This is a genomic window from Pseudoduganella sp. jia 9 (assembly GCF_055502615.1).
The window spans coordinates 21,103-36,379 of sequence record NZ_JBUPWE010000013.1 but is presented as its reverse complement, the minus strand read 5'-3'; the positions used below and the strand labels follow the sequence as shown (position 1 = coordinate 36,379).

Sequence of the window (15,277 nt, the reverse complement as noted above, 5' to 3'; positions counted from 1 at the left end):
CTCACATGATGCCAATGAAATTCATTTCTGACCGCTTTGCCTTGCCTTCTTTTCGCCGCACCCTGATCGGCGCCGCAGTACTGGCCTTCTGCTCCGGCAGCGCCTTCGCCGTCCAACCCTTCGTCGTCAAGGATATCCGCGTCGAAGGCATCCAGCGTACCGAAGCCGGCACCGTCTTCAGCTACCTGCCGGTGCGCGTGGGCGAAACGTTCAGCGACGACAAATCCGTCACCACCATCAAGGCACTGTACGCGACCGGCATCTTCAAGGATGTGCGGCTGGAAAAGGATGGCGACGTGCTGGTGGTCATCGTCGAGGAACGCCCGGCGATCGCCAAGGTCGACTTCACCGGCACCCAGGAATTCGAGAAGGACATGCTGGTCAACGCGCTGAAGGACATCGGCGTGGGCGAAGCCAAGACCTTCGACAAGGCGACCACCGACCGCGCCGAGCAGGAACTGAAGCGCCAGTACCTGTCGCGCGGCCTGTATGGCGTGAAAGTCACCACCACGGTCACGCCGATGGAGCGCAACCGCGTGTCGATCATGTTCAATGTCGACGAAGGCGAGATCGCCCGCATCAAGCAGATCAATATCGTCGGCAACAATGTGTTCTCCGACAAGGAGCTGCGCAAGGAGCTCGAGCTGAACACGTCCGGCTGGTTCAGCTGGTACACCAAGGCCGACCAGTATTCCAAGACCAAGCTGACCGGCGACCTGGAAGCATTGAAGTCGTTCTACCTGGACCGCGGCTACGTGGAAATGAACGTCGATTCCACCCAGGTCTCGATAACACCGGACAAGAAGGACATCTACCTCACCATCAACATCACGGAAGGCGAGAAGTACACCGTCTCCGACATCAAGTTCGAAGGCGAGATGTATGGCCGCGAGGAAGAGCTGCGCTCGCTGGTGCTGCTGAGGAAGGGCGAGACCTATTCCGGTGCGCGCCTGACCGCCACCAACAAGCTGATCACCGACCGCCTGGGCAACTTCGGCTTTGCCTTCGCCAACGTGAACGCCAACCCGGAAGTCGACCGTGAAAAGCGCGAAGTCGCGTTCACCTTCTTCATCGATCCGGGCAAGCGCGCCTATGTGCGCCACATGAACATCCAGGGCAACACCACCACGCGCGATGAAGTGATCCGCCGCGAGTTCCGCCAGTTCGAATCGAGCTGGTACGACGCCAACAAGGTCAAGCTGTCGCGCGACCGCGTCGACCGCCTGGGCTATTTCAAGGACGTGACGGTGGACACGCCCGAAGCGCAGGGGACCTCCGACCAGGTCGACGTGAACCTGACGGTGGTGGAAAAGCCGACCGGCAACTTCCAGATCGGCGGCGCGTTCTCGCAGGCCGAGAAATTCAGCCTGTCGGCATCGATCCAGCAGGCTAACTTCGCCGGCTCCGGCAATACCGTGGGCCTGGAGCTGAACACCAGCAAGTACAGCCGCACGATCGCCTTCTCGCAGACCAACCCGTACTACACGGACGACGGCGTGTCGCAGAGCTACGAGCTGTACCTGCGTACCTTCGATCCGCCGGCCGTCAACACCGGTATGTACTCGATCAAGCAGACCGGCGGCCGCGTCAGCTGGGGCGTGCCGTTCTCCGAAGTCGATACCGTGTTCTTCGGCATCGGCCTGGAGCGCGCCACCGTGAAGACCGACGCCACCAGCCCGACGTACTTCCAGCAATACGTGCGCGACCTGGGCGGCCCGGCCAACGGCCAGGGCGAAGTGTCGTCGAACTCGGTGCCGCTGACGGTGGCCTGGGGCCGCGACAGCCGCGACAGCGCCGTCACGCCGACCATCGGCCGCTACCAGCGCGCCAACCTGGAGATCGACCTGATCGGCGATTCGAAATACGTCCGCGCAGTGTACGAGCAGCAGTGGTACCGCCCGATCACGTCGTGGGCCACGCTGGCGCTGAAGGGCGAGTTCGACTATGGCCACGGCATCGGCGACCGGCCGTATCCGGTGTTCAAGAACTTCTATGCCGGCGGTATCGGCTCGGTGCGCGGCTACTACAGCTCGTCGCTGGGTTACCTCGACACCAACGGCGATGCGCTGGGCGGCGCTTCGCGGCTGATCGGCAATGCCGAGCTGCAGTTCCCGTTCCCCGGTCAGGGCAAGGACCGCAGCCTGCGCTGGTTCGCCTTCGTCGACGGCGGCCAGGTCTACCGCGAGGGGGCGAAGATGCGCCTGTCCGAGCTGCGCTTCTCGACCGGCCTGGGGGTCAGCTGGATTTCCCCGGTGGGGCCGCTGAAGTTGAGTTATGCTAAGCCTATTAATCCGATATACGGTGACCGCCTGGAACGCTTCCAGTTCCAGATGGGTACAGGGTTCTGATGCCGGCACTGGCGGCCGGTGGGGCAATGAGTAGAGGAGAAACATGTTGAAGACCGCATCGGCCACGTTTGGCAAGCTGTTTGCCATCATGGCGCTGGGCTCGCTGGTGCTGGGAACGGCGCTGGGGACCGCGCATGCGCAGGCGCCGCAGCCTTCCCGGATTGCCTGGCTCAGCCCCGAGCGCATCTATAACGAGTCCAAGCTCGCCAGGCTCGCTGGCGACAAGCTGAAGGAAGAATTCTCGCCGCGCGAAAAGGCGCTCAACGAGCTGGGCGCGCGGCTGAAGACGGCCACCGAGAAATACACGAAGGACGAGCCCACGCTGGGCGAGCAGGACCGGATCAAGCGCCAGCGCGAAGTGGTGGAGCTGGACAAGGACTTCCAGCGCCGCCAGCGCGAGTTCCGCGAGGACCTGTCCCAGCGCACCAACGAGGAGCGCGCGGCGATCGCCGAGAAGGCCACGCGGATCATCAAGCAGCTCGCCCTGACCGAAGGCTTCGACATCGTGCTGCAGGATGCCGTCTGGGCCAACCCGCGCATCGACATCACCGACAAGGTGCTGGCAGCGCTGGACAAGTAAAACACCGGATCGCCGGCCAGTCTCTGCCGTTTCGCGGCAGGCTGGCCGGCTTTTCCACTTTTGATTGGATAGTTCATGGGCATTCGACTGGGAGACCTGGTCGAGCGCTTCGGCGGAGAGTTGATCGGCGACCCCAACCTGCAGGTGGTGGGCATCGCGCCGTTGACGGATGCCGGCGTTTCACACATCAGTTTCCTCTCCAACAGCAAATTCCGCGCCCAGGCCGGCCAGAGCCGTGCCGCCGCGCTGATCCTGTCCCCCAACGATGACGAGCTCGTCGCGCAGACCTACGCCGGCGCGCGCATCGTCACGAAAAACCCGTACGCGTACTTCGCGCGGGCCGCGCAGTACTTCGACGCACTGACGGCGCACGTGCCGGCACCTGGCATCCACCCGACCGCGTACGTGGACCCGACCGCCCAGGTCGACGCCAGTGCCCACATCGGGCCGCAGGTTACCGTCGAGGCCGGGGCCGTGATCAAGGCCGGCGCCGTGATCGGTGCCGGCTGCTTCATCGGCCGCGAAGCCGTCATCGGCGAAGGCACGCAGCTCTTTGCCAACGTGACGTTTCACGCGCGCTGCGTGATCGGCGCCCGTGGCATCCTGCACTCGGGCGCCGTGATCGGCACCGATGGCTTCGGCTTCGCCAACGAAGGCGGCGTCTACATCAAGATCCCGCAGGTGGGCCGCGTGGTGATCGGCGACGACGTCGACATCGGCGCCAACACCACGGTGGACCGCGGCGCCCTGGCCGACACGATCATCGAGGATGGCGTAAAACTCGACAACCAGATCCAGATCGGCCACAACTGCCACATCGGCGCGCACACGGCCATGGCCGGCTGCGTCGGCGTGGCCGGCAGCGCGAAGATCGGCAAGTACTGCACGTTCGGCGGCGCGGCGATGGTGCTGGGACACCTGACGATCGTCGATCACGTGCACGTCTCGTCGGCCAGCATGGTGTCGCGCTCGATCATGGAGCCGGGGCAGTACACCGGCTTCTACCCGCTGGCGAAGAACAGCGAATGGGAGAAATCCGCGGCCATCGTGCGGAACCTGGGTGCCATGCGCGAGAAGATCCGCGCGCTCGAGAAATCGATCAAAAATATAAATAATCAAGCCACTGAGCAAGAAGACGAATCATGACCACTGCTGAAAAGAAGACCCTCTGCATCAACCAGATCAAGGAACTGCTGCCGCACCGCTACCCGCTGCTGCTGGTGGACCGCGTGCTGGACTGGGAAGCGAACAAGACGATCACCGCCATCAAGAACGTGACCGTCAACGAAGAATTCTTCAACGGCCACTTCCCGCACAAGCCGGTCATGCCCGGCGTACTGATGATCGAAGCGATGGCGCAGACCGCGGCCATCCTGTCGTTCCTGACGATGGGCATCAAGCCCGACGAGAACTCGGTGGTCTACTTCGTGGGCATCGACAACGCGCGCTTCAAGCGCCCGGTGGGCCCCGGCGACCAGCTGAAGATGGATGTCGAGATCGTGCGCGTGTCGCGCGGCATCTGGAAATACAAGGCGGTGGGCAGCGTCGACGGCCAGACCGCGGTCGAGGCGGACCTGATGTGCACCATCCGTAACACCGCCGACGCAGCGTAACACGGTGGGGAAACAGAAGGAGGCAGCATGACGACCATTCATCCTACCGCGCTGGTCGACCCGAAGGCCCAGCTGGGCGAGGGCGTCGAGATCGGCGCCTACTCGATTGTCGGGCCCGACGTCGTCATCGGCGACCGCACCTGGGTCGGCCCGCACGTGGTCATCGAAGGCCACACGACGATCGGCAGCGACAACAAGTTCTTCCAGTTCTCGTCGATCGGCGCGCCGCCGCAGGACAAGAAATGGAACGGCGAGCCGACCCGGCTGGAAGTGGGCGACCGTAACACGATCCGCGAATTCTGCACGTTCAACCTCGGTACCGTGCAGGACAAGGGCGTGACGAAGCTGGGCAACGACAACTGGATCTCGGCCTACGTGCACCTGGCACACGACTGCGTGGTCGGCAGCAACACGATCTTCTCGAACAACGCCCAGATGGCGGGCCACGTGGAGATCGGCGACTGGGTCATCATGAGCGGCTATGCCAACGTGCACCAGTTCTGCAAGATCGGTGCGCATGCCTTTGTCGGCATGAGCACCAGCCTGACGCAGGATGTGCCGCCGTTCGTGCTGCTGAACGGCAATCCGGCCCAGGCGCACGGCATCAACATCGAAGGCCTGAAGCGCCGCGGCTTCACGCGCGAGCAGATCAATGCGCTGCGCACGTCGTACAAGATCCTGTACCGCTCGGGCCATACGCTGGAGGAAGCCAAGGCGGCGCTGCTGGAGCAGGAAGGCAATACGCCGGATGCGGCGGAGCATATCCGCGCCTTCCGCACCTTCCTCGATACCGCGAACCGTGGCATCGTCCGCTGACGTGAACCACGGCCTGTCGGTCGCCATCGTGGCCGGCGAGCCGTCCGGCGACATGCTGGCCGCGCGCCTGCTGGCGGGCCTGCGCCCGCAGCTGCCCGGGGCCCGTTTCCACGGCATCGGCGGCCCGGCGATGATCGCCCAGGGTTTCGAATCGCAGGTGCCGCTGGAAACCATGACGGTGCGCGGGCTGTTCGAGATCATCCCGCGCTACCGCGAGCTGAAACGCATCCAGTCGCGCCTGCGCGACCAGTTGCTGGCCGAGCGCCCGGCCGTGTTCATCGGCGCCGACTACCCGGGCTTCAACCTCGGCATCGAAGGCGAACTGAAGGCGGCCGGCATTCCGACCATGCACTACATCGGACCGCAGATCTGGGCCTGGCGCGGCGGCCGGATCAAGAAGATCGTCAAAAACGTCTCCCACATGCTGGTGATCTTCCCGTTCGAGGAAGAGATCTACCGGAAGGCCGGCGTGCCCGTCACGTACGTGGGTCATCCGCTGGCCGAGCTGATCCCCCTGGTGCCGGACGTGACGGCGGCGCGCCGCCACCTCGGCCTGGCCGACGATGCCAGGGTCGTCGCCATCATGCCGGGCAGCCGGATTGGGGAACTGAAGTACAACACCGCGGCCTTCATCGGCGCGGCGAAACTGCTGCTGCAACGCGAGCCGGCGCTGCATTTCGTGGTACCGATGGCCGGCGACAAGCAGAAGGCGTACTTCACGCAGCTGGTCGCGCAGGCCGGCCTGCAGGACGTGCCCCTGCAACTGCTCGATGGCGAAAGCCACGCGGCGATCTGCGCAGCCGATGCCGTGCTGGTTGCCTCCGGCACCGCGTCGCTGGAAGTGGCGCTGTACAAGAAGCCGATGGTCATCGCCTACCGGATGATGCGGGCGTCATGGGAGATCATGCGCCACATGGGCTACCAGCCATGGATCGGCCTGCCGAACATCCTGGCGCGCGAGTTCCTCGTGCCTGAACTGCTGCAGCACCATGCCAGCGCCCAGGCGCTGGCCGACAATCTATGGAAGCAATTGACGGACGAGGCGCACCGTGCGAACCTGATCCGGCGCTTCACTGACATGCACCACAGCCTGCTGCGCAACTCCGCCGAGGAGAGCGCGGCGGCCGTATTGAAAGTCATAGGAAGATCGACGTGACGAAGAAGGACAACGCGATGCAGGGCGGCCTGTTCGACGACCTGCCATATTCCCTCGACGAGATCATCTGCGGCGTCGACGAGGCCGGCCGCGGCCCGCTGGCCGGCCCCGTTTACGCGGCGGCCGTGATCCTGCACCGCGAGCGGCCCATCTCCGGCCTGCGAGACTCGAAGAAGCTGACCGAAGCCAGGCGCGAAGAGCTGGCGCCGCTGATCAAGCGCGACTGCATCGCCTGGGCGATCGCCAAGGCATCCGAAGCGGAGATCGACCGGCTGAACATCCTGCAGGCGTCGCTGCTGGCGATGAAGCGGGCCGTGCATGCGCTCGAGACGATTCCCACGCTGGCCCTCATCGACGGCAACAAGTGCCCGGTGATGAAGATCCAGACCATTGCCATCATCGACGGCGACGACAAGATCGAATCGATCTCCGCCGCCTCGATCCTGGCGAAGACCGCGCGCGACGATGCACTGCGCAAGCTGCACAGGAAATATCCGCAATACGGCTTCGACCAGCACAAGGGCTACGGCACCGCCCAGCACCTCGAAGCGCTGAAACTGCACGGCGTGACGCCGGTGCACCGGCGCTCGTTCGCCCCCGTGCGCGAAATGCTGGAGCTGACGTTTTGAAAACGATTAGTTCGCGCGACAACGCGCAATACAAGGAACTGAAGCACCTGGCCACCAGCGCGCACGCGCTGCGCAAGGCCGGCCGTACGCTGCTCGATGGCGTGCACCTGTGCGAAACCTGGCTGCAGCTGCGCGGCCAGCCGGAACAGTGCATCGTCAGCGACAGCGGCCTGCGTCATCCGGAAGTCGTGGCGCTGGTGGCGAAGCTGGAGGCCCATCACGGCCGCGTGCTGCATTTGCCCGATGCGCTGTACGAGCCGCTGTCGCAGGTCGAGCATGGCGTGGGCATCCTGTTCCTGGTCGAGATGCCGCGACCGGCCGTGCCGCCCGCGCTGGCCGTCAACGCCGTCCTGCTGGACAATGTGCAGGATCCGGGCAACGTGGGGTCGATCCTGCGCAGCGCTGCAGCGGCCGGCATCCGTGAAGTGTATTGCAGCCCGGGCACGGCGTTCTGCTGGTCGCCCAAGGTGCTGCGCGCCGCGATGGGCGCGCACTTCGTGCTGGAGATTCACGAGAACGTGGCGCTGGCGCCGCTGCTGTCCGGGGCGAAGATCGCCACGCTGGCCACCAGCGGCTACGCGAAGCAGACGCTGTATGACGTGGACCTGAAGCGGCCGGTGGCCTGGGTATTCGGCCACGAAGGGCAGGGCGTGTCCGACGAGCTGCTGGGGCTGGCCCGGCACCAGGTCGTGATCCCGCACCTGGGCCAGGTGGAATCGCTGAACGTGGCCGCCTGCGCGGCCGTGTGTTTCTTCGAGCAGGTCAGGCAAAGCCAGGCGCGAGCCGGCTGACGGAGGGAGCATGGATATCGCTGCATTGCAGTTCCTGGTGGCGGAAAGCGAACCGGTACAGCGCGAGCTGCTGGCCGGCCTGTTGCGCAGCGCCGGCGCACGGCACATCCAGTTCGCGCCCGACGGGCACGCGGCGCTGCTGGCGTTGCGCGGCGCCGCGCCGGCCGTCGACATCGTCGTCATCGACCTGGGCCTGGCCGGCATGGACGGGCTGGAACTGATCCGCCGCCTGGCCGAGGACCGGTGCCGCGCCGGGCTGATCGTGGTCGGCGCGCAAAGCAGCGACATCCTGTTCTCGGTCGAGACGATGGCGCTGGCGTATGGCGTCGACCTGCTGGGCGCCGTCGCCAAGCCGGTCTCCGCGCCGCGGCTGGAGGCGCTGGTCGCCAACTACACGCGGCCCGCCGATGCCGCCGCGCCGCCGGTGGACGCGTCGTTCACGTTCGCCGAAGTGGGAAAGGGCCTGCAGGCGCGCGAGTTCGATCCCTTCTTCCAGCCCAAGATCGAACTGGAAACCGGCCAGGTCAAGGGCCTGGAAATGTTCGCCCGCTGGCGCCACCCGCAGCATGGCGTGCTGGGCCCCGCGGCCTTCATGCCGGCGCTGGAAGAAGCAGGCCGCATCGATTTCCTCGACTGGAGCATGATCGAGAAATCGGTGGCCGCGTGCCGCACGCTGCACGACCAGGGCATGCCGGTCTCGTTTTCCATCAACGTCGATCCCGGCACCCTGTCGCACCAGCAGTTCATCGCGCAGATCGGCGCCTGCCTGGAGCGGCACCGCATCCTGCCCGGCTACATCACTTTTGAAATCACCGAATCGTCGGTGCTGCAAACGGACCCGCACTTCCTGGAACGCCTGCTGCGGCTGCGCATGATGGGCTTCGGCCTGGCCATCGACGACTACGGCACCGGGCGCTCGAACCTGCAGCTGCTGGCCTCGATTCCGTTCTCGGAACTGAAGATCGACCGCAGCTTCGTCGACGGCGCCTCGCGCAAGCGCGCCATCGGCACCGTGCTGAAATCCTGCCTCGGCCTGGCGCGCAGCCTGGACCGGATGTCCTGCGCCGTCGGCGTCGAAACCAAGCAGGACTGGGACTTCCTGCAAGGCCTCGGCTGCACCTACGCCCAGGGCTACTACATCGCCAGCCCGATGCCGGTCGACGAGTTCCCCAGGTGGCTCGTCGAGTGGCGCCAGTTCTTCTAGCTGAAACTCAAGGACACAAAACCAGGGACAGGCCGGATCGCCGGATCGCCTGTTTTCCAGGAAGTTTCCTGTAAAACATGCGGTCCGGCAGTCCGGGCCGGCCCTATTTTTTCGTCCCTGTTTTTCAGGCGGCGCGCTTCTCCAGCGCGGCGAACATGTCGCCGCCAGCCACCCGCACCATCTGCAGCGGATGCCCGAACGCGATGCCGGCATCGCGCAGCCGCTGCAGCAGCGCCACGTTGACGGCCTGCTGGCGGTCCATGTAGAGGTTGTAGTCCGGCGTCGTCACGTAGAACACCACCTCGAAGTCCAGCGACGACGGGCTGTAGCCCTTGAAGTGGGCGCGGTCGAACGTCACGTCGGGCAGCGATTCGACGATGTCGCGCACGATGGCGGGGATCGCCAGCGTCTGTTCCGCGCTGGTGTCGTAGCTGACGCCGAAGCCGAACACCACGCGCCGCTGCTGCATGTGCTGGTAATTGCGGATGCGCGATTTGAGCAGGTCGGTGTTCGAGAACACGATCATCTCGCCGCCCAGGCTGCGCACGCGCGTGGTCTTCAGACCCACGTATTCGACGGTGCCCAGCATGTCGTTGACGATGATGAAGTCGCCGACCACGAACGGCTTGTCCAGCACGATCGACAGCGATGCGAACAGGTCGCCGAGGATGTTCTGCATGGCCAGCGCCACGGCGATACCGCCGATGCCCAGACTGGCGATCAGCGTGGTGATGTTGACGCCGAAGTTATCGAGGATCATCAGCAGGATGATCAGCCACAGCGCGGTGCGCATCACGAAGCCCAGCGCCGCGGTGGACGTGGTGCTGGCCGCGTCCTGCGCGCTGCGCCGCGCGCGGTAGTGCGCCAGCCAGCTGCGGATGCCCACGTCGCCCCAGCGCGCCACCTGCAGCAGCAGCACGACGATGGCCGCGTGCGCCAGCAGCATGGTCAGCTTGGGCGTCAGCGCCAGCCATTGCGAGCCGGCGTACAGCCCCATCACCACCATGAACGTCTTGGTGCTGGCGGCCAGCACCGCCACGGCCACGTCGTCGAGGAAGGTTTCGGTGCGCACCGCGATGCGGCGCAGGCGGTGCAGCACCACCGCGTTGACGCCATATAGCACGGCCGCCACGGTGGCGGCGATGCCGACCGCCACCAGCCATGCCGCGAGGTCGTTACCGAGCAGGATGGTATTCATCGCCCGCCCCTCACGCCGCCGCCAGTTCGTCGTCCGGGCCGCTGTCCATCACCGCGCTGAGGAAATCGTCGCCCCAGCGTGTCACGTCATGCTCGGTGGCGATCATCGCCATGCGCGCGGTGCGGTACGTGCGTTCCTCTTCTCCCATCGTCAGCGCCTGGTGCAAGGTGGCCGTCATCGCGTTGGCATCGTAGGGATTGGTCAGCAGGGCGCCGTGCAGTTCGACGGCGGCGCCGGCGAACTCGGAGAGGATCAGCACGCCGGATTTGCCGGCCGCCTTGCGCGCCGCCACGTACTCCTTGGCGACCAGGTTCAGGCCGTCGCGCAGCGGGGTGATCCACGCCACGCCGCAGGCGGCGTAATGGGCGATCACTTCATCGAACGGCAGGGAGCGGTAGAAGTAGCGCACCGGCACCCAGTTCAGCGTCGAGAAGCGGCCGTTGATGCGGCCGACCACGCGGTCCACTTCCACGCGCAGGCTGTCGTAGATCTCCATGCCCGGCGCGGCGGGCGTGATGATGTTCAGCAGCGTGACCTTGCCGATGTGTTCCGGGTGCCGTTCCAGCAGCCGTTCGAAGGCCTGCAGCTTTTCCAGCGAGCCTTTCACGTAGTCGAGCCGCTCGATCGACACGATGCCCGTCGTGCCGCCCAGGTAGTCCTCGATGGCGGCGGTCTTTTCCGCCACGGGCGCCTGCGCGACCAGGCCTTCGATCAGCGCCACGTCGGTGCCGACGGGGTGCGCGCCCAGCGTGACGGTTCGCCCGCCCGCTTCGATCGACGTCGTCATCGTGTCCACGCCCAGGGCGCAGCCGTAGGTGAGGAAGCGCGGCGCGCACGGCACCGTCGGGCCCATCTCCACCGGCGCGAACGAGCGCACCGCATCGACGAAGTTCTCGACGTAGCGGGGAATATGGAAGCCCACGTAATCGCACTGCAGCAGGCTGCCAATGATGTCGCGCCGCCATGGCAGGATGTTGAACACGTCGCTCGACGGGAAGGCCGTGTGGTGGAAGAACGCGATGCGCAGGTCCGGCCGCAGCGGGCGCAGGAAGGCCGGCACCATCCACAGGTTGTAGTCGTGCACCCAGACCACGGCGCCCTCGGCGGCCTCGCGCGCGGTCTGCTCGGCGAACAGGCGGTTTACTTCCAGGAAGCGCTCCCAGTGATCGGCGTTGAACTCGGCCTTGTCGGGGAACGAGAAGATGATCGGCCAGAACGCCTCTTTCGAGAACTTCTTGTAGAACAGGTCGACGTCTTCCGCCGTCAGCGCGATGCGCGCAGCGCGCAGGCGCGGGTAGGCCGCTTCGTCGACCGTCACGTGGGTCTCGAAACCGGCGGGCGCGCGGCTGTCCTGCTGCGACCACGCCACCCAGGAACCCTTGCGGCTGCCGGCAAAGAAGCGCAGCAGCGTCGGGATGATGCCGTTCGGGCTTTTCGGGCGGCGCCGCTCGGTCACGCCGTCCACTGTCACCTCGTCGAACGGCAGGCGGTGGTAAACCATCACCAGGTCGGCGTCGCCATGCGCGCCGATCACCTGCGACGGCTGGCCCGCGCGAGGCCGGGGCAGGGCGCCGTGGTGCACCAGGCCTTCCAGGATGCCGTCGCAGCCTTCTCCTGTAGCGATATAGGCGCTGGGACGGCGGCGCAGCTTTTGCACCAGTGCCGGTTCGGCGGCGCCGACGACGATGCCGGCCAGGCCGGTCTCGAACATCGACAGGTCGTTCAGCGTATCGCCGGCTACCACGATCGACGACGGTGCGATGCCGGTCGCTTCGGCAAGGGCCAGCAGCGCCGGGCCCTTGCCCACGCCGCGCGGCAGCACGTCCAGGTAGGCGCCGGCGGACATCAGCAGGTCGCAGTCGAGCGCCTCGACGGCGGCCCGCAGGGCCGGCGTCACGTCGGCCTCGCTGGCCACGAACGAGCAGCGGCGCTCCTGTGGCACGCCCTGGCGGCGAAGGCGCGGGAAGCCGGCCAGCGCCTTCAGCACGGCCTGCGAACCGGGCCAGCGCGCGGCGATTTCCTGCTGGATGTTGCCCACCGGCTGCAGGTCGGCGCCATGCACGACGGTGGCGCCAACGTCGGCGATGATGTAGTCGGGCACGGGGATCGTCGGGTCGGACAGCAGCGGCAGGATCGATTCGAGGCCGCGGCCGGTCACGAACGCCAGCCTGGCATTGCGCGGCGCGGCGGTGAACAGTTCGCGTACGCGGCGGCGGCCCTCGGCCGTGCCGGCCAGCAGGGTGCCGTCCAGGTCGGTGGCGAGCAGGAAGTTACCGGGGGTGATCGAGGATGCGGCAGACGAAGTACTGGACGAGGTAGTGCAGGAATGCAGAATTGCCATGGCGATTCATCCTTAATTAGCGATGCGTCGGGCGCTTAGCAGGTGCGCCAAACTGGATTTAACGTGTGCTAGCCACGGTCTCGGTGGACCGCTCACGCGTACGGACGCAACAGCGGCTGTGTGCCGGCCATTGCCAGAGGGAGGGAAGCGGCAGGGATGGTGCTGCAATGAAAAACGCCGCATCCCGGAGAATGCGGCGTTATTGTACTATATTTCTAGCAATACATTTGTAGAAATGGATTAGCGCGCTGGATTAAGCGCCGGATCAATGCGACTTCGGCAGTGGCGCCGGTGCCGGGCGGCGCCGCTCTTCGGTGCCGTCGTAGGTCTCGTTGGCCGCCTCGCCGCGCAGCACCTCGGGGTTCGACAGCTTGACGGTCTGCGTCGGGTAGGCGAACTCGATGCCGGCCCGGTTGAAGCGCTTGAACAGCTCGAAGTTGATGGCCTGCTGGGTATCCATGAACACGCCGTAGTCCGGGGTCTGCATCACGTACACCACCTCGAAGTCCAGCGACGAGGCGCCGAACCCCTTGAAGTGGGCCCGGTCGAACTTCGCCTGCGGCTGAGCCGACACGATCTCCTTCAGCGTGCCGGGGATGCTTTCCAGCTGCTCCTCGGTCACGTCATACGTCACGCCGACGGAGAACACCACGCGCCGCGTTTCCATGCGGCGCACGTTGTGGATGCGGCTCTTCAGCAGGTCGCTGTTCGAGAACACGATTTCCTCGCCGTTCAGGCTGCGGATGCGCGTGGTCTTCAGGCCCACGTACTGCACGGTGCCGGCCAGGTCGTCGACGGTGATGAAGTCGCCCACCACGAAAGGCTTGTCGAGCAGGATCGACAGCGACGAGAACAGGTCGCCGAGGATGTTCTGCACGGCCAGCGCCACGGCGATGCCGCCGATCCCCAGGCTGGCGACCAGCGTGGTGATGTTGACGCCGAAATTATCGAGGATCATCAGCACGATGATGGCCCACAGCGCGGCACGCACCACGAAGGTCAGCGCCGCGGTGGACGTGGTCGCGGCCACGTCGGTCGCGCCGCGCTTCTTGCGGTAGAAATCGATCCAGCCGCGCACGCCCACGTCGAGCCAGCGGGCAATCTGCAGCAGCAGGATGGCCACGGCCAGGTTGCGCAGCAGCGTTTCGGCCTTCGGCGACAGCAGCAGCCACTGGGTGCCGGCATAGATACCCATCGCCACGATGAACGCGGTACTGGTGGTCTTCAGCACGCGCACGGCCATGTCGTCCAGGTGCGTGGCGGTATGTTCGGCGAAGGCGCCGATGCGGCGCACCAGGAAGCGGTTGACGGCGTACAGTGCCATGCTGACGGCGGCGGCGATGCCGAAGGCGATCATCCAGGTATTGAGGTCGTTACCCAGCACTACATAGTCCATGTCTTCTCCTTGTCGGACGGAATGAATGGCAGGGCAGGGCCTGCGCCGGAAAGCACCGCGCCGCGCGGGCGGCCGGTACGAGGAGAAGACGGGCGCGCGATGGCAAACGGGCGCCCGCCCTTTTGATGAGTCGATGCTACCGTTGCCTGCCCGCGCGGTCGGTTCGCCTGCGCACATTCGGCGGCCGGCAGCGGTTTTCCCCCTTCAACCCAGCGGCGCGATCGCGGCCAGCTTGTCCGGATTGCGGATCACGTAGATCGCCACGATCCTGCCGCCGTCGACAATGAAGGCCTGCGCCGACTCGACCACGCCGTCGACATAGCGGACGATGCCGGGTTCGCCGTTGACGCGCGCCATCCGGTACGCGACCTTGCCGGGGTGTGCATGTTCGACGGACCAGTAGACGCCGGCGATGCGCGCCGCGCCCACCAGGATCTTGCCGAACGACGGCACCTTGCCGCCGCCGTCGGACACCAGCCGCACGTCGCCGGCAAGGAAAGTCTTCATCGCTTCGCGGTCGGCGCCGGCGGCGGCCTGCATGAAGCGCGCCAGCAGGTCGCGGTGCACATCCTTCGGTACCGCGAAGCGCGGCTTTTCCTGCTGCACGCGGGCCTGCGCGCGGGACACCAGCTGCCGGCACGCCGCCTCGCTCTTGCCCAGCGTGGCGGCGATGTCGCTGTAATCCTGGTCGAACACCTGCCGCATCAGGAATGCGGCGCGTTCCTCGGGCGCCAGCCGTTCCAGCACCCACAGCATGGCCACCGACACCTCGCTCGCCAGCTCGGCGGCCGTCTCCGGCGTGTGCTCGTCCAGCTCCACCAGCGGTTCCGGCAGCCACCAGCCCACGTAGGCCTCGCGTTCAGCCTTGCGGCTGCGCAGCCGGTCGATCGACAGCCGGGTAGCGACCGTCACCAGCCAGGCTTCGGCCGACTGCAGCGCCCCCTGGTCGCTGGCGGCCCAGCGCAGCCAGGCATCCTGCACCACGTCCTCGGCATCGGCGCGGATGCCGAGCATGCGGTAGGCGATCGCGAACAGGCGGGGGCGCAGGGCGTCGAACTGGGCAACGGTGTCATTGGTCATGGTTTCTTCGTGTGAGGGATCGGCTCCAACCAGACGTTTCGACGGCTCCGGCTGTGACAGCTTGCCGCCGGCAAAGGTGTGGCAGCGATTTTTTTTGTTGTCTACATTGTCACTCCGGCAGTTTA

General features: G+C 65.8%; 13 protein-coding genes. 9 read left to right on the top strand and 4 right to left on the bottom strand.

Annotation, left to right across the window (positions count from 1 at the left end; all coding sequences use genetic code 11):
- Positions 1-14 precede the first annotated feature (14 nt).
- The 9 genes from bamA to ACY34H_RS18020 all read left to right on the top strand — a co-directional run bounded on the left by bamA (position 15) and on the right by ACY34H_RS18020 (position 9,137).
- A complete protein-coding gene (gene bamA, locus ACY34H_RS18060) occupies positions 15-2,348 on the top strand; it encodes an outer membrane protein assembly factor BamA (RefSeq protein WP_464978853.1) in 2,334 nt (777 codons plus the stop codon).
- 46 nt (positions 2,349-2,394) lie between these two features.
- A complete protein-coding gene (locus ACY34H_RS18055; protein WP_464979050.1) occupies positions 2,395-2,928 on the top strand; it encodes an OmpH/Skp family outer membrane protein in 534 nt (177 codons plus the stop codon).
- 75 nt (positions 2,929-3,003) lie between these two features.
- A complete protein-coding gene (gene lpxD, locus ACY34H_RS18050; protein ID WP_464978852.1) occupies positions 3,004-4,074 on the top strand; it encodes a UDP-3-O-(3-hydroxymyristoyl)glucosamine N-acyltransferase in 1,071 nt (356 codons plus the stop codon).
- Positions 4,071-4,541 carry a 3-hydroxyacyl-ACP dehydratase FabZ gene (gene fabZ / locus ACY34H_RS18045; RefSeq protein ID WP_464978851.1) on the top strand — a complete coding sequence of 157 codons (471 nt, stop codon included), beginning with the start codon at positions 4,071-4,073 and terminating at the stop codon, positions 4,539-4,541. The genes lpxD and fabZ overlap by 4 nt, the downstream gene beginning before the upstream one ends.
- 27 nt (positions 4,542-4,568) lie before the next feature.
- Entirely contained in the window at positions 4,569-5,357 is a 789-nt protein-coding gene (lpxA, locus tag ACY34H_RS18040) for an acyl-ACP--UDP-N-acetylglucosamine O-acyltransferase (protein WP_464978850.1), read from the top strand.
- Positions 5,341-6,513 (top strand): lipid-A-disaccharide synthase, encoded by a 1,173-nt coding sequence (gene lpxB / locus ACY34H_RS18035; RefSeq protein ID WP_464978849.1) that lies wholly within the window; start codon positions 5,341-5,343, stop codon positions 6,511-6,513. The genes lpxA and lpxB overlap by 17 nt, the downstream gene beginning before the upstream one ends.
- Positions 6,514-6,530: 17 nt before the next feature.
- On the top strand, positions 6,531-7,142 hold the full coding sequence (gene rnhB, locus ACY34H_RS18030) for a ribonuclease HII (RefSeq protein ID WP_464979049.1): 612 nt from the start codon (positions 6,531-6,533) through the stop codon (positions 7,140-7,142).
- Entirely contained in the window at positions 7,139-7,933 is a 795-nt protein-coding gene (locus ACY34H_RS18025; RefSeq protein ID WP_464978848.1) for a TrmH family RNA methyltransferase, read from the top strand. The genes rnhB and ACY34H_RS18025 overlap by 4 nt, the downstream gene beginning before the upstream one ends.
- Before the next feature lie 10 nt (positions 7,934-7,943).
- On the top strand, positions 7,944-9,137 hold the full coding sequence (locus ACY34H_RS18020) for an EAL domain-containing response regulator (RefSeq protein WP_464978847.1): 1,194 nt from the start codon (positions 7,944-7,946) through the stop codon (positions 9,135-9,137).
- A gap of 124 nt (positions 9,138-9,261) precedes the next feature.
- Here the strand turns inward: ACY34H_RS18020 and ACY34H_RS18015 are convergent, their stop codons facing one another.
- The 4 genes from ACY34H_RS18015 to ACY34H_RS18000 form a co-directional block, all read right to left on the bottom strand.
- Positions 9,262-10,335, bottom strand: coding sequence for a mechanosensitive ion channel family protein (locus ACY34H_RS18015; protein WP_464978846.1), 1,074 nt, complete (start codon positions 10,333-10,335; stop codon positions 9,262-9,264).
- A gap of 10 nt (positions 10,336-10,345) precedes the next feature.
- Positions 10,346-12,676 carry a glucosylglycerol-phosphate synthase gene (gene ggpS / locus ACY34H_RS18010; RefSeq protein ID WP_464978845.1) on the bottom strand — a complete coding sequence of 777 codons (2,331 nt, stop codon included), beginning with the start codon at positions 12,674-12,676 and terminating at the stop codon, positions 10,346-10,348.
- A 265-nt stretch (positions 12,677-12,941) separates the two neighbouring features.
- Positions 12,942-14,072 carry a mechanosensitive ion channel family protein gene (locus tag ACY34H_RS18005; protein WP_464978844.1) on the bottom strand — a complete coding sequence of 377 codons (1,131 nt, stop codon included), beginning with the start codon at positions 14,070-14,072 and terminating at the stop codon, positions 12,942-12,944.
- Positions 14,073-14,276: 204 nt separating this feature from the next.
- Positions 14,277-15,152, bottom strand: a complete 876-nt coding sequence (locus tag ACY34H_RS18000; RefSeq protein WP_464978843.1) for an RNA polymerase sigma-70 factor — start codon at positions 15,150-15,152, stop codon at positions 14,277-14,279.
- Positions 15,153-15,277: the final 125 nt, after the last annotated feature.